Origin of the sequence: Micromonospora sp. NPDC049203 (assembly GCF_043197215.1) — a bacterium.
Taxonomy (GTDB): Bacteria; Actinomycetota; Actinomycetes; order Mycobacteriales; family Micromonosporaceae; genus Micromonospora.
This window is the reverse complement of sequence record NZ_JBICSV010000004.1, coordinates 456661-473532: the sequence shown is the minus strand read 5'-3', so window position 1 is coordinate 473532 and position 16872 is coordinate 456661. Positions and strand designations below refer to the sequence as shown.

Here is a 16872-nt window from a genome sequence, read left to right as displayed (position 1 = left end):
GCACCCAGAGTATCAGCATGGTGTCTTACCGTGAATATCTGCGTCCGCTCTCTCCGACTCGCCGTGGCGAGCCGGTCAGGCCCGCCCGTGCAGGTACGGAGACGGTGCGCCATACACGAGTTCGGGCGGTGTCCACTCGGTGAGGTCGTGCAACACGACCTCTTCCGCGAGGAGGTGACCCGCGCTCGCCGGCCAGGCTATCGCATGGAGCCACATTCCCCGAGCCTCGCCGGCGTACGCGCTTCGATCCGTTACGGAACGGACGAGCCACAGTGGAGTCGGATGACCGCCCGCCCGGATCTTCGCGTGCGGCAGACGCTCGGGATGACCAGGGCCGGGGTCGGTCAGCGCCTCCTCCACCTGGGGACCGGGATCGGGTCCGGGCAGTCCCGCGAAGCGGGAACCGAGACCGACGCCGGGCTCCTCGGCGACGAAGATGAGATCGGCCGGCCCACCGTCCAGGGGGGCCGGACCGGCGCAGGCGACCAGAGTGGCCCGTACGCCCGCCCGCTCGTCGCCCGCCCAGGCGACGCCGGTGAGCGTCCAGCCCGGCGGGAGCGGCCACGGACACCACAGCGGCATCCGGAGCCGGTCGGCCGGATCGGGATCGGCTGCCACCCGCTCCACCACGCTGGCCATGATCTCGGCGCTGATGTGCTCCGGCACGTGCAGCGGCGCGACCGGGCCGCAGCGCACGCACCGGTGCTCGGCGTGCATCAGGTCCGGCTCGCGCACCGGCCCCGCGCACTTCGGACAACTCACCGCGACAGTCACACCCTCACCGTCGCCCCGGACCCGCGAGGCGTCAAGCGGGGCGCGTGGGATTTCCGTCCGGTGGTGGACCCACGGGGTTTCAGTCCGGCGGCGGCCCGGCGTACGACCGGATCCAGGCGTGCATGGCGATGCCGCTGGCCACACCCGCGTTTATGGACCGGGTCGAACCGTACTGGGCGATGGAGAACAGCGCGTCGCAGGCCGACCGGGCCACCGGCGACAGCCCCGGCCCCTCCTGGCCGAACAGGAGCACGCAGCGGCGCGGCAGCACCGCCGTCTCCATCGGCCGGGAGCCGGGCAGGTTGTCGATCCCGACCACCGGCAGCCGCTCGCCGCGCGCCCACGCGACGAACTCCTCGATCGTGGCGTGGTGCCGGACGTGCTGGTAGCGGTCGGTCACCATGGCGCCCCGCCGGTTCCACCGCCGCCGCCCGACGATGTGCACCTCGGCGGCGAGGAAGGCGTTGGCGTTGCGGACCACGGTGCCGATGTTGAAGTCGTGCTGCCAGTTCTCGATCGCGACGTGGAAGTCGTGCCGGCGCCGGTCCAGGTCGGCCACCACCGCCTCGCGCCGCCAGTAGCGGTAGCGGTCCACCACGTTGCGCCGGTCCCCGCCGGCGAGCAGCTCCGGGTCGTAGCGCGGGTCGTCCGGCGGGTCACCGGGCCACGGCCCCACACCCACGTCGAGCTGGTCGTCGGTCACGGTTGCCGAGGGTACGGCCCGGCGGCGTCACTGTCAGCGCAGGTCGAGCGCGCCGCCCAGCCGGTCGAGGAAACGCGTGTCGGCGGGACTCGGGGCGCCCTCCCCGGCCCGGCACACCCGGGCCGCCACGGACTCCACCCACTGCCGGTACGCCGCCGAGTCGGCCGGATCGGCCCGGCGGCGCAGCACACGTACCGCGGCCCGGGCTGCGGCCAGCAGGTCGACCAGGTCGGTCAGGCGCTCGTCCCGCTCGGTGGCCCCGTCGTGGCGGGCGTAGATCGCGGCCACCACGGCGCGGACGAGATCACTGTCGAACGCCCGGCCGGCGGCGACCGCGTCCAGGCCGGCCAGACCGGCGGCCACACCGCGCGGCGGGCGTCCGGGTCCGGGAGAGGCGGCGGCGACGAGGACGCGGCCCGGCAGGTCGGTCAGCAGGTCCCACTCCGCCGCGGAGTAGGCGGCGGTGGTGAGCGGTGCGGCGCGGCGACCGGCGGAGGGCGGTTCGCCGGCTACGGAGTGGCTCATGGGAACCTCCAGCCCGAGCATATGCCCCCGGACGAGGTCCGGGCCCCGTCCCCGCCGAACGGGGAACGAGGCCCGGTGACCGGACGGACGTGAGGTCAGCGCGGCTCGGGGAAGCTGGGACGCTCCGGGTCGACGCCGTCCGGGACGGCGGCGGCCGCGTACTCCTTCTTCGGCACCATGACCTTGCGGCGGAACACGCAGACGAGGGTGCCGTCCTGGTTGTAGCCGCGGGTCTCGACCGCCACCACGCCGCGGTCGGGCTTCGACGCCGACTCCCGCTTGTCCAGCACCGTCGTCTCGCCGTAGATGGTGTCGCCGTGGAACGTGGGCGCGACGTGCCGCAGCGACTCGATCTCCAGGTTGGCGATCGCCTTGCCGCTGACGTCCGGCACGGACATGCCCAGCAGCAGCGAGTAGATGTAGTTGCCGACCACCACGTTGCGCTTGAACTGCGAGGCGGACTCGGCGTAGTGCGCGTCCATGTGCAGCGGGTGGTGGTTCATGGTGAGCAGGCAGAAGAGGTGGTCGTCGTACTCGGTGACCGTCTTGCCCGGCCAGTGCCGGTAGACCGCGCCGACCTCGAACTCCTCGTAGTAGCGGCCGAACTGCATCCTTGTCCCCTTCACGGGCGGCGATGGAGTTCGGCACAGCATGCCTTATCGCTTGTTAAGGCGAGGGGCGGGGCGCTCGCCCGGCGGAAATGTCACACCGGGGGTCACCGAGGTCCGGACGCAATGAGCGGCGGGGCCCTCCCCGGCACCCGCCGCCCACGCTCTGATGCGAAGAATTCTGCCGTACGACCACCCTCCGCCGACAGAGACGGAGGTCACATTTATCTTTTCGTAACACTACTGAAAGTAACCGACACTCAGTCGGTAAGCGATCACCGCAGGCTGCATAGACGCTTGTCAAGGCCGAAGTTACCGGCGCGTAGCGGACACATAGCGTGATCTCCTTGGAAACGCTCCCATCACCGCCCGTCACGCAAGTGCGGCATGCATTTGCGTTCCGCACGGCCGGGGCGAACAGATGGGGTTCGATGTGCTCAGGGTCACCGTCCCGGCGCTCAGCGTTTCGTCACCCGCGCGCCGGGAATTCGGACGGACTGACCCTGGTTCCACCGGACGTACGACAATCCGCGGTGATCGGAGAGAGCAAATGGCAACGGTTGAGCTGACCACGGCCAACTTTGACGAGGTGACCGGGCGCGACGGGATCGTCCTGCTCGACTTCTGGGCGGACTGGTGCGGCCCGTGCAAGCGCTTCGCCCCGGTCTACGAGCGCTCCTCGGAGAAGCACCCGGACATCGCCTTCGGCAAGGTCGACACCGAGGCGCAGCAGGAGCTGGCGGTGAAGTTCAACATCAGCTCCATCCCGACGATCATGGCGATCCGTGACGGCGTGATCGTCTTCGCCCAGCCGGGCGCGCTGCCGGAGTCGGCGCTGGAGAACCTCATCGAGCAGGTCCAGGCGCTGGACATGGACGACGTCCGCAAGAAGCTGGCCGAGCACAACCACTGACGTTCCGTACGCCACCGGCCGGCGCCCTCCGGGGTGCCGGCCGGCGGCGTCCTCGCGCCCGCCGGACCGGCGGGACGGGTAGTGAGGAATGGCCGAGTGAGGGACACTTTCGGCCACTTCACTCCCGTAACGTCACCACACGATGGAGACCTTGACCGCCCACGGGCGCGCGGTCCGAGTGGGCGCCACCCTGCTCGGCCTGGCGCTGCTGCTCCTGGGCACCGTGCGCGGCACCGACGACGACTTCCCGTTCGGGCCGTTCCGGATGTACTCCACCTCCGACCCGCCGAACGCGCCCGCCCCGGACACCCGGGTCGAGGGCGTCGACACCACCGGGACGGTGGTCGCGCTCGGCCAGGAGGCCACCGGCATCCGCCGGGCCGAGATCGAGGGTCAGCAGGGCCGGTACGCCACGGACCCGAGCCTGCTGCGCACCGTCGCCGACGCGTACGCCGAACGCCACCCCGGCGCACCCGAGCTGGTCGAGGTGCGGATCGTCGTCCGCTGGTTCGACATCCAGGGTGGCCGCCCGACCGGCAGGTGGACCGACGAGACAGCGGTGCGCTGGGAGATCGGCCGATGACCGGCTGGCTGACCGAGGCGGTCCCGCGCGGCCGGATCGCCGCCTTCCGCACCCTGGTCTACCTCTTCGTCGCCGCCGACCTGGTCGTCTTCACCCCCTGGGTACGCACCCGGGTCGACGTTCCCGGCGACCTCTACCAGCCGCTGCTCGTCGGCCGGCTGCTCCCGCTGCCCACCCCCACCCCGGCCCTGGTCGGCGTGGTGTTCTGGGCACTGCTGGTCACCGCGCTGCTGGCCGCCACCGGCCGGGCGCACCGGCTGCTCGGCTGGACGGTCTTCGCGCTGTACTTCGAGTGGATGATCGTGGCGATGAGCTACGGCAAGGTCGACCACGACCGGTTCGCGCTCCTGGTGGCACTGGCCGTGCTGCCCACCGCGGGGCGCGCCCGGCACGGCGACCCGACCCGTACCGAGGCGGGCGGCTGGGCGCTGCGGGTCACCCAGATCGCGGTCATCTGCACGTACTTCCTCGCCGCCTGGGCCAAGTTCCGCTTCGGCGGCTGGGACTGGGCGACCGGTTCCGTGCTGGCGAAGGCGATCATCCGGCGCGGCACCGACCTCGCCGACCTGATCGCGCAGGTGCCGCACCTGCTGATCGTGGCGCAGTTCGGCATCCTGGCGTTCGAGCTGCTCAGCCCGCTGGTGTTCGTGCTGCCGGCCCGGTGGCGGACGATGACCGTCGGCTTCTTCTACTCGTTCCACCTGGTGACCATCGCGACGATCACCATCTCGTTCGCGCCGCACCTGGCGGCGATGACCAGCTTCCTGGCGCTGGAGAAGGTCCGCCCCGTGGTGTTCGTCAGGCGCCTGCTCGGCCGCCCGCCGCCGGCCGCCCCGACATCCCCCGCGCCGGCGACCGCCGATGTGACGCCGGCCCCCGGCCCCTCCGCGCCGGCGACCGCCTGAGCGCGGGCACGCCGGTCAGGCGGTCGGACCCGGGCGGCCGGTCGGGCCGTACAGCCGCTCCCGGGCCTCCTGCGGCAACGCGCAGGCGGCGGTACCGCCCGGCATCCGGTGCCGGTTGCGCGCCACCCAGCGGTACGCGGGCCAGGCCGCCGCGCGGACCGGCACGAGGCGCAGCCCGGCCCCGGCGAACCGCCAGAGCGGCCCGCTGTCGCCGAGCAGCCGGGCGATGGCGTCCGGACCGGCGGCGCGGGAGCCGTCGGCGCCCACCCACTGGACCGCCTCCTCGCACTCGGCCTCCGTCAGGCCCAGCGCCGCCAGGTCGGCGAACTGCCACGGCACCACCCGGGCGCCGGTCGGGATGCGGCGCTCGATGAACTGCGCGCAACTGGTGCAGAAGGCGCAGTCGCCGTCGTAGACGAAGGTCGACGTCTCCATGCCTCCATCCTGCACCCGCCCCGGGCCCCGGCGGCGCGCGGTGTCCGGAGCATCACTTGCGCTTTGTTCGTACACATGTTCGAATGAACGCCATGCGCTGGGACAACCTCTCCGCTCCCCCGGACGAGGGGACTCCCGATCGGGCGGCGCCGGCGGCTCCACCCCTGCCGCTGGCGCTGCCCGGCGCCGTCGCCCGCACGTTCGACACCCCGGGCTTCGCCGGCATGACGTTCTACGAGGTGCACGCCAAGTCGATCATCAACCGGGTGCCCGGCCAGTCGCGGGTGCCGTTCGAGTGGACGATCAACCCCTACCGTGGTTGCTCGCACGCGTGCGTCTACTGCCTGGGCGGCGACACACCGATCCTGATGGCCGACGGCCGCACCAGGGCGATCAGCGAGCTGGAGCCCGGCGACCGGATCTACGGCACCCGCCGGCGCGGCGCCTACCGCCACTACGTCGTCACCTCGGTGCTCGACAAGTGGTCCACTGTGAAGCGGGCCTACCGGGTCACCCTGGCCGACGGCACCACGCTCGTCGCCAGCGGCGACCACCGGTTCCTCACCGAACGCGGCTGGAAGCACGTCACCGGAACCATGCGGGGCGGCGGGCGCCGTCCTCACCTGACCACCCGCAACCGCCTGCTGGGCACCGGCCGGTTCGCGGTCGCGCCGAAACGCTCGGCCGACTACCACAGGGGCTACCTGCACGCCCTGATCCGCGACCACGACCGGCCCGGCTTCGGTGCCCGCTTCCGGCTGGCCACCGCCGAGACGGAGGCGCTGGATCGTGCCGAGCGCTACCTGGCCGACGCCGGGGTCACCGTCGAGCGGGCCACAGCCGGCCGGGTCGGCCGGCGGGCGACGACCACTGTGGTACGCACATCCGGCCCGGCCGAGGTCGTCACCGGGTTGTTCGCGCCACCCGACGACACCACCGGTGACTGGGCGCTCGGCTACCTGGCCGGCATGTTCGACGCCGCCGGCACATGCCACCGGGGCGTGTTCCGGATCAGCGTCGCGGACGACGAGAGCCGGGCCCGCACGGCCGCCGCGCTGGACCGGTTCGACTTCCGCTGGGCGCTCGACGTGCCGGGTACGCCGGGTGCGGCGCGTCAGCTCCGGCTGACCGGCGGGCTGCCGGAGCGGCTGCGCTTCTTCCACCTCACCGACCCGGCAGTCACCGCCCGGCGCTCGATCGAGGGCATGGCGCTCAAGTGCGCGGCGCGGCTCCAGGTGACCGCCGTCGAGGATCTGGGCCTGGAGCTTCCGCTGTGGGACATCACCACCGGCACCGGCGACTTCATCGCCAACGGTGTGGTCAGCCACAACTGCTTCGCCCGCAACACCCACACCTATCTCGACCTGGACGCCGGTGCCGACTTCGACCGCAAGGTCATCGTCAAGGTCAACGCGGGCGAGCTGGTACGCCGGGAGCTGGCCGCTCCGCGCTGGCGCGGCGCGCACGTCGCCATGGGCACCAACGTGGACTGCTACCAGCGGGCCGAGGGCCGCTACCGCCTGATGCCACAGATCATCGAGGCGCTGCGCGACTTCGCGAACCCGTTCTCCATCCTGACGAAGGGCACGCTGCTGCTGCGTGACCTGCCACTGCTGCGCCAGGCCGCCGAGGTGACCCGGGTCGGGCTGTCGTACTCCGTGGGGTTCGTCGACGAGGCGCTCTGGCGGGCGGCCGAGCCGGGCACCCCGAGCCCGCGCCGCCGCCTGGACGCGGTCCGTCAGCTCGCCGACGCCGGCTTCGAGGTGGGTGTGCTGATGGCGCCGATCCTGCCCGGTCTCAGCGACGACGAGGAGTCGATCGACGCCACTGTCGCAGCGATCGCCGCCTCCGGCGCGGCCGGCGTGACGCCGCTGCCGCTGCACCTGCGGCCCGGCGCCCGGGAGTGGTACGCCCGCTGGCTGGCCCGGGAGTTCCCGCACCTGGTGCCCCGTTACCGGCAGCTCTACCAGGCCGGCTCGTACGCGCCGCAGGCGTACCAGCGGGAGGTGACCGCGCGGGTGCGGATCGCGGCACGCCGGCACGGGCTGCACCGGGGCGAGACCGGCGACAACCGCCGACTGCCCGAAACTCCGCCGCCTGCCCCGGCCGCCGAACAGCTCTCCCTGCTCTAGCCGCCGAGAGAACCCGCACCGGCGGGGCTAGTGTCGGGGGATGCGTTCCGCTCAGCAGATCCTCGCCGACTCCGCCGTGATCGCCGTCGTGGGCGCCTCCCGTGACCCGGGCAAGGCCGCGCACCGCGTACCGCTGGAGATGCAGCGGCACGGCTGGCGGATCATCCCGGTCAACCCGACGGTGGACGAGTTGTTCGGCGAGAAGGCGTACCCGACGCTCGCCGACATCCCGCACCCGGTCGACCTGGTCGACGTGTTCCGCCCGGCCCGGGACGCGGTCGACGTGGTCCGGCAGGCGGTGGCGATCGGCGCCCCGGCGGTGTGGTTGCAGCTCGGGATCTTCTCGGACGAGGCACGCCGGATCGCCGAGGAGGCCGGCCTCGACTACGTCGAGGACAGATGCCTCATCGTCGAGCGGGCCGCCGCCGGACTGACCCGTACGCCAGGCGGAACGGCCGGCTGACGGCGCGTACCCTTCGGGCATGTCCGATCCCGGCCCGATGGCGGCTGCGGCGGTGCCCGACCGCGACGGGCTGTGGTCCCGCCGGCTGCTCGCGCCGAGCGGCTGATCGCCGCGATCGAGCGGTTCCGGACCACGCCGGAGGCACTGGCGGTGGGGTTGCCGGTGACCGCACCGGAACCGGCCCCCGGCGTGGCGGAACGATGAGTCCTACTGCTTGTACTGCTTGAGCAGGCCGCGCGAGATGATCGTCTTCTGGATCTCCGAGGTGCCCTCGCCGATCAGCAGGAACGGCGCCTCGCGCATCAGGCGCTCGATCTCGTACTCCTTGGAGTAGCCGTAGCCGCCGTGGATCCGGAACGCCTCCTGGACCACCTCGGCGCAGTACTCGGACGCGAGCAGCTTCGCCATGCCGGCCTCGACGTCGTTGCGCTGGCCGGCGTCCTTGAGCCGGGCCGCGTTGACCATGAGGGCGTGCGCGGCCTCGATCTTCGTGCCCATCTCGGCGAGCTTGAACGCGACGGCCTGGTGCTTGGCGAGCGGCTGGCCGAAGGTGTGGCGCTGCTGGGCGTACGCGACAGCCAGCTCGAACGCCCGGATCGAGATGCCGCAGGCGCGGGCCGCCACGTTGACCCGGCCGACCTCGATGCCGTCCATCATCTGGTAGAAGCCCCGGCCGACCTTCTCCTCGCCGCCGAGCACGGCGGAGGCGGGCACTGTGACGCCGTCGAGCACCATCTCGGTGGTCTCGACGCCCTTGTAGCCCATCTTGTCGATCTTGCCGGGGATGGTGAGGCCGGGCGCGGTCTCGCCGAAGCCGGGCTCCTTCTCCAGCAGGAAGGTGCTCATGTTGCCGTAGACCGAGTCGGCCCCGGTGTCGGTCTTGACCAGAGTGGCCACCACCGACGAGTACGCCCCGTTCGTCAGCCACATCTTCTGGCCGTTGAGGACGTAGTTGTCACCCTCGCGGACGGCCTTCGACTTGATCGCCGAGACGTCCGAGCCGCACTCGGGCTCGGACATCGAGAACGCGCCGCGCACCTCGCCGGTGGCCATCCGGGGCAGCAGCCGGGCCTTCTGGTCGGCCGAGCCGTGCTGCGAGACCAGGTACGCCACGATGAAGTGGGTGTTGACGATGCCGGAGATCGACATCCAGCCCCGGGACAGCTCCTCCACCACGAGCGCGTAGGTCAGCAGGGACTCGCCCAGGCCGCCGTACTCCTCGTCGATGGTGAGGCCGAACAGCCCCATCTCGCGCATGCCGTCGAGGATGTCGCTCGGGTACTCGTCGGCGTGCTCCAGCCGCTGCGCGTGCGGGATGATCTCCTTGTCGGCGAACTCCCGGACGGTTTCCAGGATCGACCGCTGCACGTCGGTCAGTCCGGGTGTCTGGGCGAGTCGGGCCATCTCAGCCTCCGGGGTCGGCGCCTTACTCATGGGTAACTGAACGCTCGGTCAGTATCGGCCCCGGGACCGGCCGCGCCAAGGTGACCAGTCCACACAACCGCTGTGAAAAGGTTCACCGCTGCGGGTAGCGTCCGCAAGAGAAAAGGCCGTCGACCTGGGGAAAGGGGCGCGCGTGAGTGACGAGCAGCCACCCTCGCCGTACGAGCCGCCGTCGCACGGCCAGCCGTACGGGCAGCCGCAGTACGGCCAGCAGCACCAGCAGTACGGCCAGCAGCCGCCGTACGCGCCGCAGCCGCCCTACGGCCAGTACGGCCCGCCCGGCCAGGGACCAGGACCCCGTGGCACGAACGTGCTCGCCATCCTGTCGCTCGTCTTCGCGTTCGTCTTCGCGCCCGCCGGCATCGTCTGCGGCCACCTGGCCAAGCGGCAGATCCGGCAGACCGGCGAGGACGGCGACCAGCTCGCCACCTGGGGGCTGGTCCTCAGTTACATCTTCACCGCGCTCGGCGTGCTGATCTGCTGCGGCTGGATCGGCCTGGCGTTCTGGGCCAACTCCGACAACAGCACCCACTGACGGTCAGCGGAACTGCGCCTCCCGGACGCTGTTGCCGCCGTCGACCACGAGCATCTGCCCGGTGATGTACGAGGCGGCCGGTGAGCAGAGGAACGCGATCGCCGCGGCCACCTCGTCCGGGGTGCCGGGGCGCCCGACCGGCGTACCGAGCCCCTGCTTGATCTCCGCCATGGTGGATGCCGCGGTGTGGATGATGCCCGGCGCCACCGCGTTCACCGTCACGCCGTCGGCGATCATCTCCATCGCCAGCGCCCGGGTCAGCCCGACCACGCCGGCCTTGGCCGCCGCGTAGGCCGCCTCGGTGGGCAGCGCGTTCACCGGCCCGGCGGTGGCCGCCAGATTGACGATCCGGCCCCAGCCCCGCTCGGCCATGCCGCCGATGAACGCACGGCTGCTCAGGAACGCGGTGGTCAGGTTGCGGTCGATCTCGCCGCGCCACTCGTCGTACGTCAACTGGGCCACCGGACGCAGCACCTCCGGGCTGGCCCGGCTGGCCAGCCCCGCGTTGTTCACCAGCACCTCGACGTCGCCGAGCTGCTCGGCGACCGCGTCGGCGAGCGCGCCCACCTCCGACTCGTCGGTGAGGTCGGCGACGAAACCGGTGACACCCAGCTCGCCCGCGCGATCGTGGATGCGCCTCGTGGTGGACACGATCGCCACCCGGGCGCCCAGGTCGGACAGCCGGCGCGCGGTCGCGTACCCGATGCCGTCGGGGCTGCCCGCGCCGGTCACCAGCGCGACCCGGCCGTCCAGGCGCATGGTGGCCGGTTCCGGCAGCGGCGCGGGCCGCTCGGAGTCGGCGGCGCCGACCGGCTCGCCGCCACGCGGGCGTCGCACCGACCCCGGCCGGCTCATGTCCCGTCGCGACCGACCCCCACGCGCGTCAAGTGCCATGCCGAAGATCCTGCCCGGTGCCGACCGAACGGGCAACGCGGTGGCCGAAAGGGGACGCCCGTGTCGCGCGCCGGGTGGCTACCCTGAGCGCGACCACGTACCTGGAGATGATCAGATGACCTATCCCCCACCGTCCGGTGGCTGGCAGGACCCCTCGGCGGCCGGGCCGCAGTCGAGCCCACCGGCCGACCCGCTGCTGCCGATGGCCGGCAACCCCATCCCGGCCCAGCCCAGCCCGGCGGACCCGTACGCGCCCGCCGACTCGTACGCCGGCATGAAGTCCGCCGACCCGTACGCGGCGGCCGGTTACCCGCCGGGCGCCTATCCGCAGCCGGGCGCGTACCCGCCCCCGGGGGGTTACCCCGGATACGGGTACCCCGCCGGACCGAAGCAGAACGGCCTGGCCATCGCCGCGATGATCGTTTCGATCATCGGCGCGCTCGGCCTCTGCGGTTACGGCCTCGGTGGCTACATCGGCGTGGTGGGCGCGATCCTCGGTCACGTGTCCCGTAAGCAGATCAGGGAACGCGGTGAGGGCGGCGAGGGCTTCGCCACCGCGGGCATCATCGTCGGCTGGATCGCCACCGCGCTGGCCGTGCTGGCCACCGCCGCCATCGTGATCTTGATTGTCTGGGCGGCCAACCAGGAGTCGTCCGGCTACAGCGGCACGACCTACTGAACCCGGCGGGCCGCCCCGCGAACTCGGGGCGGCCCGGGCCGGTCACTCCGAGGGCGGGGTGAACGAGGAGGTACGGGACATGCCCGCGGCACGGCCCTTCGCGGCGATCACCAGCGCCATCTTGCGGGACGCCTCGTCGATCATCTCGTCGCCGAGCATCACCGCGCCGAGCTTCCCGCCCGCCTCCGAGGTGTAGTAGTCGTACGCGTCGAGGATCAGCTCGGCGTGGTCGTAGTCGGCCTGCGCCGGGGAGTAGACCTCGTTGGCGGCGTCGATCTGGCCGGGGTGCAGCACCCACTTGCCGTCGAAGCCCAGCGCCGCCGAGCGCTTCGCCACCTCACGGAACGCGTCCACGTCCCGGATCTGCAGGAACGGGCCGTCGATGGCCTGCTTGTCGTGCATCCGCGCGGCCATCAGGATGCGCATCAGGATGTAGTGGTACGGGTCACCCGGGTAGTCCGGGATCAGCGCGCCGACCACCAGCGACTTCATGTTGATCGAGGCCATGAAGTCGGCCGGGCCGAAGATGATCGTCTCGACCCGGGGCGAGGCCCCGGCGATGGCGTCCACGTTCACCAGCCCGGCCGCGTTCTCGATCTGCGCCTCGATGCCGATCCGGCCCACCTCCAGGCCGAGCGTCTTCTCGATCTGGGTGAGCAGCAGGTCCAGCCAGTGCACCTGCTCGGCGTTCTGCACCTTCGGCAGCATGATGCAGTCCAGGTTCGCCCCGGCGCCCTCGACCACCTCGATGACGTCCCGGTAGGTCCACGGCGTGGTCAGGTCGTTCACCCGGACCACGCGGGTCTTGCCCGTCCAGTCGCCCTCGTTCAGCGCGGCCACGATGTTCTTGCGCGCGTCCGGCTTGGCCAGCGGGGCGACCGCGTCCTCCAGGTCGAGGAAGACCTGGTCGGCGGGGAGGCCCTGGGCCTTGCCGAGCATTTTGACGCTGGAGCCGGGTACCGCCAGGCAGGATCGGCGGGGACGACCGACAGCGGTCATGGATGCGCTCCTTCCAGCGTCCGGCGCGGTGCCGGCGCAGCGGTGGATTTCGAGAACTTAACGATCCCAAAGGGCGTGGTGACGCCACGGTAACCTCGTGCCGTGACCGGGGTGAATGGACCTGTGGAAGATCTCACTGACCGTCGGATCGTGGTGCTGACCGGGGCGAGCTCCGGCATCGGCCTGGCCGCCGCGGAGGAGCTGGCTCGCCGTGGTGACCAGGTCGTGCTGGTCGGCCGCGACCCGGCCCGGCTGCGCGCCGCGGGCGAGCGGGTCCGCGAGTGCTGCGGTGAGCAGCCGGAGCTGTTCCGCGCCGACTTCGCCGTGCTCGACGACGTACGCGGGCTCGCCGAACGGCTGCGCGAGCGGTACGACCGGATCGACGTGCTCGCCAACAACGCGGGCGCGATCGTGCTGGAACCGATCACGACGGTCGACGGTTTCGAGCTGAGCATTCAGGCCAACCACCTCGCCCCGTTCCTGCTCAGCAACCTGCTGGCCGACCGGATCGGGCGGATGGTGGTCACCGCCTCGGACGCGCACCGCAGCGGCGTGCTCGACCCGGACGACCTCAATTCCGCGCTGCGCTCGTACCGGCCGTTCCGGGCGTACGGCACCAGCAAGCAGGCGAACATCCTGTTCACCGCCGAGGCCGCGCGGCGCTGGCCGGAGGTGCCGGCGCACGCGTTCCACCCCGGCGTGGTGCGCACCCGCTTCGGCAACGAGAGCCGGATCGTGGCGCTCGGCATGCGGCTGCTGCCGTTCCGCAGCCCGGAGAAGGGCGCGGAGACGCTCGTGTGGCTGGCCTGCCAGGACCCGTCCCGGCTGACGGACGGCGGCTACTACGCCGACCGCAAGCCGCACCGGCCCCGGCCCAAGGCGGCCGATCCGGCGCTCGCCGCGCGGCTCTGGACCGCCAGCGCGCAGGCGGTTGGGCTCGACGCCTGACGACACCGAGGGGACATATGACCACAGAGCAAGAGGTCCTGCTGGTCGCGCTCGTCGACCTGAGCGCCGACATGGACGCCGGGCGGCGCTACGAGGACGGGGTGCTGGCGCTGCTCGGCCGGCACGGCGGCGAGTTGGAACGGCGGCTGCGCACCGGCGACGGGGAGACCGAGGTGCACGTCATCCGGTTCGCCGCCCGCGCCGGGCTCGACGCGTTCCTGGTCGACCCGGACCGCGTCGCGCTGCGCGCCGAGCTGGGCGACGCGGCGCCCGCCACCCGGGTGCTGGAGGTACGCGACGTCTGAGCTGCGCCTTCTCCCTCACTTCATCACGCGGGGACGCCGAGAACAAGACTTGATCTTGAGGCTGGCGAGGCGCAGTGTCGGGGCGTGGACTTCGATCCCCTGGCCACCGCCCGCCGCGCACTCTGGATCGGCGGCGCGCAGTGGGCCGGCAAGACGACACTCGCGGTCACGTTGGCACTGCGGTACGGGCTGACCGCGTACCTCTACGACCGCCACGACGCGCGAGGGCACGACGACCGGCGGATCGCCGACCGGATCCGACGGGGTGAGCCGCCGGACGGCCCGGACGCGGAGGCGACCTGGGTGACGACGGACCCGGAGCGGATGGCAGCCGAGACCCTCGCCGGGTTTCCGCGCCGCTTCGAGTGGGTGCTCGACGACCTGAGCGCGCTGGTGAGCGGCCGCCGGGTGGTCGCCGAGGGCTGGGGGCTGCGGCCCGAACTGGTCGCCCCGGTCGTCGAGTCGACAGGGCAGATGGTGGTGCTGGTGCCGACGCCGGAGTTCCGCGCGTACCAGGTGGAACGGCTGCCGCGGGCGACGGCCCGGCATCCCGGCGTGAGCGACCCGGAGCGGGCGTGGCGTCATCGGATCGCGCGCGACGAGCTGGTCGCCGCCGACGCGGTCGCCGGCGCCCGGACGCTCGGGGTACGCGTGATCGAGGTGGACCTGGGCCGGGACGCCGAGGCGGTCGCCGCGCTGGTCGCCGACCACTTCGCCGGGTACCTCTGAGCGTCACCGCGACACGTGCACCGGGACGCTGGTGACCACCACGCCGGGCAGCGCCCGCAACGCCGCCCGCAGCCGCTGCTCGGCGCGGCTGTGCAACAACCGGTACCGCCGTCGGCGCAGCACCACCTCCGGCACGATCACGGTGAGCGTCAGCTCCGGGTGCGCGGCGTGCAGCGCCTCCAGGTAGTGCGCGAGCGGCCCGATCACCGACCGGTACGGCGACACGATCGTCTCCAGCCGCAGGTGGTCGCCCCAGGCCCGCCACTGGTCCCGGAACCGGTCCGCCTCGGCCTCCTCCGGCGCGAGGTGCACGGCGAGCGTCGGCCGCCCGAGCGACGTGGCGTACGCCAGTGCGCGCAGCGACGCCCGGTTCAGCCGGGCCACCGGCACGACCACCAGATGGCGTACCTGCTGGGGCAGCTCGTCGCCCTCGGCGGGCGGCGCCGACGGCGGCGGGTGCAGCGCCAGCGCGCGGTGCAGCCGGTCGTAGTGCCTGTGGATCCGGCGGAACAGCAGCACCAGCAGCGGCACGGCGAGCACCACCACCCAGGCGCCCTCGGTGAACTTGGCGACCGCCGCGGTGAGCAGCACCAGCCCGGACAGCGCCGCACCCGCCGCGTTCAGGGCGAGCCGGCGACGCCATCCCGGCCCCCGGTGGCGCCGCCAGTGCACCACCATCCCGGTCTGGGACAGCGTGAAGGCGAGGAACACACCGACCGCGTAGAGCGGGATCAGCCGCTCGGTGTGCCCGCCGAACGCGACGAACACCAGCGCGGCCGTCAGCGCCAGCGCCACCAGCCCGTTGCTGAAGGCCAGCCGGTCGCCCATGTGCAGGAACCGGCGCGGCGCGTGGCCGTCCCGGGCCATGAAGAACAGCAGCCGGGGGAAGTCGTTGAACGCGGTGTTCGCGGCGAGCAGCAGGATCAGCGCGGTGGTGGCCTGGAGGATGGCGTACCCGGGCCCGCTCGGGAACGTCACCCGGCCGAGCTGGGACAGCAGCGTCTCGTCCGCCCGGGGCGCCAGGCCGTCGAGGTGGATCAGCCCGACCAGGCCGGCGAACAGCGTGACCAGCATGGCGACCATCCAGCCGAGCGTGGTGCGGGCGTTGCGCCACTCGGTCGGCCGGAACGCGGGAACCGCGTTCGAGACCGCCTCGATGCCGGTCATCGACACCGCGCCGGAGGAGAACGCGCGCAGCACCAGCAGCACGCCAAGGCCCTCGGCGGCGGGCACCGAGGGCGGCGGCAGCGGCGCGAAACCCCGCGAGGCGGCCTTCGCGTACCCGACCGCCAGCACCGCGACCAGCACCACCACGAACGCGTACGTGGGCAGCACGAAGATGTTCCCGGCGGTCCGTACGCCGCGCAGGTTGCCGGCGAGCAGCACGGCGATCACCAGCACCCCGAGCGGCACGGTCCACCGGCCGAGCCCGGGTAGCGCCGACGTGACCGCGTGCACCCCGGCCGCCACCGACACCGACACGGTCAGCACGTAGTCGAGCATCAGCCCGGCGGCGGCGGCCAGTCCCGGCGTACGCCCGAGGTTGTCCCCCGCGACGATGTAGGAGCCGGCGCCGTGCGGGTAGGCCGGGATGGTCTGCCGGTAGGACAGGCCGACCGCGACCATCAGCACCACGAGCACGGCGGCGAGCGGCAACGCCAGGCCGAGCGCGGCGCTCCCGGCCAGCACCAGCACCACGAGCATCGCCTCCGGCCCGTACGCCACGGAACTGAGCAGGTCCGAGGAGAGCACCGGCAGCGCGACCAGTTTGCGCATCCGCTCGTACAGCACCGAAGCGCTGGACAACGGCGGACCGAACAGGGCCCGGCGGACCCGGGTGGCGGCCCGCCCGGCCCGGCCACCGGGCAGGTCGGCCGCCCCGGTGGCGACCAGCTCGCCCGGCTGCGCCACGGTGAACATGTCGATCGGCGCCAGCCGGCCGAACCGGGTCGGCGCCGGGTGACGGTCGTGCCGCCCGAGCGCCGGGTCCACCGGCAGGTCGTCGGCGTCGCGAGGGCCGCGCCAGCGTTCGCCGATCCGGCCGAGCGCCGCCCGGTCCTCGTCGCCGAGCGGCGGGAACTCGGCCGAGGGCGTGACGACGGTGCCCGCCTCCGCCGCGTCGTCCCGGTCCGCCCCCACCCTGAGCACTTTCGTGCAAACCGGACCGCCCGGTGGCCGGAACGGCGCGACTTCGCCCCGACCGGCTCAGCCGCCCGGCGGCGTCGGGCCGGCCGGAGCCGCCCCAGGCGAGGATCGCCGGCCAGCCGACGCGTCGAGTGGCGGGTGCGGAACGGTCGGT

19 protein-coding genes are annotated in these 16872 nt (G+C 72.5%); 10 read left to right on the top strand and 9 right to left on the bottom strand.

Annotated elements, in window-relative coordinates; genetic code table 11:
• Window positions 1-75: 75 nt before the first annotated feature.
• The 4 genes from ACGFIA_RS14690 to ACGFIA_RS14675 all read right to left on the bottom strand — a co-directional run bounded on the left by ACGFIA_RS14690 (window position 76) and on the right by ACGFIA_RS14675 (window position 2613).
• On the bottom strand, window positions 76-774 hold the full coding sequence (locus tag ACGFIA_RS14690; protein ID WP_357471862.1) for a DUF6758 family protein: 699 nt from the start codon (window positions 772-774) through the stop codon (window positions 76-78).
• Between the two features lie 79 nt (window positions 775-853).
• Window positions 854-1477, bottom strand: a complete 624-nt coding sequence (locus ACGFIA_RS14685; protein WP_357381310.1) for an RNA methyltransferase — start codon at window positions 1475-1477, stop codon at window positions 854-856.
• Between the two features lie 33 nt (window positions 1478-1510).
• Window positions 1511-2002: a hypothetical protein gene (locus ACGFIA_RS14680; protein WP_357480647.1), complete on the bottom strand. Its 492-nt coding sequence runs from the start codon at window positions 2000-2002 to the stop codon at window positions 1511-1513.
• A 95-nt stretch (window positions 2003-2097) separates the two neighbouring features.
• Window positions 2098-2613, bottom strand: a complete 516-nt coding sequence (locus tag ACGFIA_RS14675) for a MaoC family dehydratase (protein ID WP_013283894.1) — start codon at window positions 2611-2613, stop codon at window positions 2098-2100.
• A 547-nt stretch (window positions 2614-3160) separates the two neighbouring features.
• On the opposite strand from ACGFIA_RS14675, the gene trxA reads away from it, so the two are divergent.
• From trxA to ACGFIA_RS14660, 3 genes are all read left to right on the top strand, one after another.
• Complete coding sequence (trxA, locus tag ACGFIA_RS14670) at window positions 3161-3523, top strand: thioredoxin (protein WP_269702434.1); 363 nt, start codon at window positions 3161-3163, stop codon at window positions 3521-3523.
• Between the two features lie 142 nt (window positions 3524-3665).
• Entirely contained in the window at window positions 3666-4106 is a 441-nt protein-coding gene (locus tag ACGFIA_RS14665) for a hypothetical protein (protein WP_357381306.1), read from the top strand.
• Complete coding sequence (locus ACGFIA_RS14660; RefSeq protein ID WP_357381304.1) at window positions 4103-5011, top strand: MFS transporter permease; 909 nt, start codon at window positions 4103-4105, stop codon at window positions 5009-5011. Before ACGFIA_RS14665 ends, ACGFIA_RS14660 begins: the two co-directional genes overlap by 4 nt.
• Before the next feature lie 15 nt (window positions 5012-5026).
• Here ACGFIA_RS14660 and ACGFIA_RS14655 read toward each other — a convergent pair whose 3' ends face one another.
• Window positions 5027-5446, bottom strand: coding sequence for a DUF393 domain-containing protein (locus ACGFIA_RS14655; RefSeq protein WP_357381302.1), 420 nt, complete (start codon window positions 5444-5446; stop codon window positions 5027-5029).
• An 83-nt stretch (window positions 5447-5529) separates the two neighbouring features.
• On the opposite strand from ACGFIA_RS14655, the gene ACGFIA_RS14650 reads away from it, so the two are divergent.
• Together ACGFIA_RS14650 and ACGFIA_RS14645 are read left to right on the top strand one after the other, a co-directional pair.
• On the top strand, window positions 5530-7578 hold the full coding sequence (locus ACGFIA_RS14650; protein WP_393260278.1) for an intein-containing Rv2578c family radical SAM protein: 2049 nt from the start codon (window positions 5530-5532) through the stop codon (window positions 7576-7578).
• Window positions 7579-7618: 40 nt separating this feature from the next.
• Window positions 7619-8041, top strand: a complete 423-nt coding sequence (locus ACGFIA_RS14645) for a CoA-binding protein (protein ID WP_357381298.1) — start codon at window positions 7619-7621, stop codon at window positions 8039-8041.
• A gap of 207 nt (window positions 8042-8248) precedes the next feature.
• Here the strand turns inward: ACGFIA_RS14645 and ACGFIA_RS14640 are convergent, their stop codons facing one another.
• On the bottom strand, window positions 8249-9445 hold the full coding sequence (locus tag ACGFIA_RS14640; protein WP_357381296.1) for an acyl-CoA dehydrogenase family protein: 1197 nt from the start codon (window positions 9443-9445) through the stop codon (window positions 8249-8251).
• Window positions 9446-9617: 172 nt separating this feature from the next.
• On the opposite strand from ACGFIA_RS14640, the gene ACGFIA_RS14635 reads away from it, so the two are divergent.
• Entirely contained in the window at window positions 9618-10019 is a 402-nt protein-coding gene (locus ACGFIA_RS14635) for a DUF4190 domain-containing protein (RefSeq protein ID WP_357381294.1), read from the top strand.
• Between the two features lie 3 nt (window positions 10020-10022).
• On the opposite strand, the gene ACGFIA_RS14630 is transcribed toward ACGFIA_RS14635, so the two are convergent.
• Window positions 10023-10913, bottom strand: a complete 891-nt coding sequence (locus ACGFIA_RS14630; RefSeq protein ID WP_393260274.1) for an SDR family NAD(P)-dependent oxidoreductase — start codon at window positions 10911-10913, stop codon at window positions 10023-10025.
• Between the two features lie 115 nt (window positions 10914-11028).
• Here ACGFIA_RS14630 and ACGFIA_RS14625 point away from each other — a divergent pair, with 115 nt between their 5' ends.
• The gene (locus ACGFIA_RS14625; RefSeq protein ID WP_357381290.1) at window positions 11029-11592 is read left to right on the top strand and encodes a DUF4190 domain-containing protein; all 564 of its coding nucleotides are present in this window, start codon (window positions 11029-11031) and stop codon (window positions 11590-11592) included.
• Window positions 11593-11634: 42 nt separating this feature from the next.
• Here ACGFIA_RS14625 and ACGFIA_RS14620 read toward each other — a convergent pair whose 3' ends face one another.
• Window positions 11635-12591: a CoA ester lyase gene (locus tag ACGFIA_RS14620; RefSeq protein ID WP_357381288.1), complete on the bottom strand. Its 957-nt coding sequence runs from the start codon at window positions 12589-12591 to the stop codon at window positions 11635-11637.
• A gap of 123 nt (window positions 12592-12714) precedes the next feature.
• Between ACGFIA_RS14620 and ACGFIA_RS14615 the strand changes: the two genes are divergently transcribed.
• The 3 genes from ACGFIA_RS14615 (at window position 12715) to ACGFIA_RS14605 (ending at window position 14573) form a co-directional block, all read left to right on the top strand.
• On the top strand, window positions 12715-13539 hold the full coding sequence (locus tag ACGFIA_RS14615; protein WP_357381286.1) for an SDR family NAD(P)-dependent oxidoreductase: 825 nt from the start codon (window positions 12715-12717) through the stop codon (window positions 13537-13539).
• A 17-nt stretch (window positions 13540-13556) separates the two neighbouring features.
• Entirely contained in the window at window positions 13557-13844 is a 288-nt protein-coding gene (locus ACGFIA_RS14610) for a hypothetical protein (RefSeq protein ID WP_357381284.1), read from the top strand.
• Window positions 13845-13928: 84 nt separating this feature from the next.
• Window positions 13929-14573 (top strand): hypothetical protein, encoded by a 645-nt coding sequence (locus tag ACGFIA_RS14605; protein ID WP_357381282.1) that lies wholly within the window; start codon window positions 13929-13931, stop codon window positions 14571-14573.
• 3 nt (window positions 14574-14576) lie between these two features.
• On the opposite strand, the gene ACGFIA_RS14600 is transcribed toward ACGFIA_RS14605, so the two are convergent.
• Complete coding sequence (locus ACGFIA_RS14600) at window positions 14577-16712, bottom strand: APC family permease (RefSeq protein WP_393260268.1); 2136 nt, start codon at window positions 16710-16712, stop codon at window positions 14577-14579.
• Window positions 16713-16872: the final 160 nt, after the last annotated feature.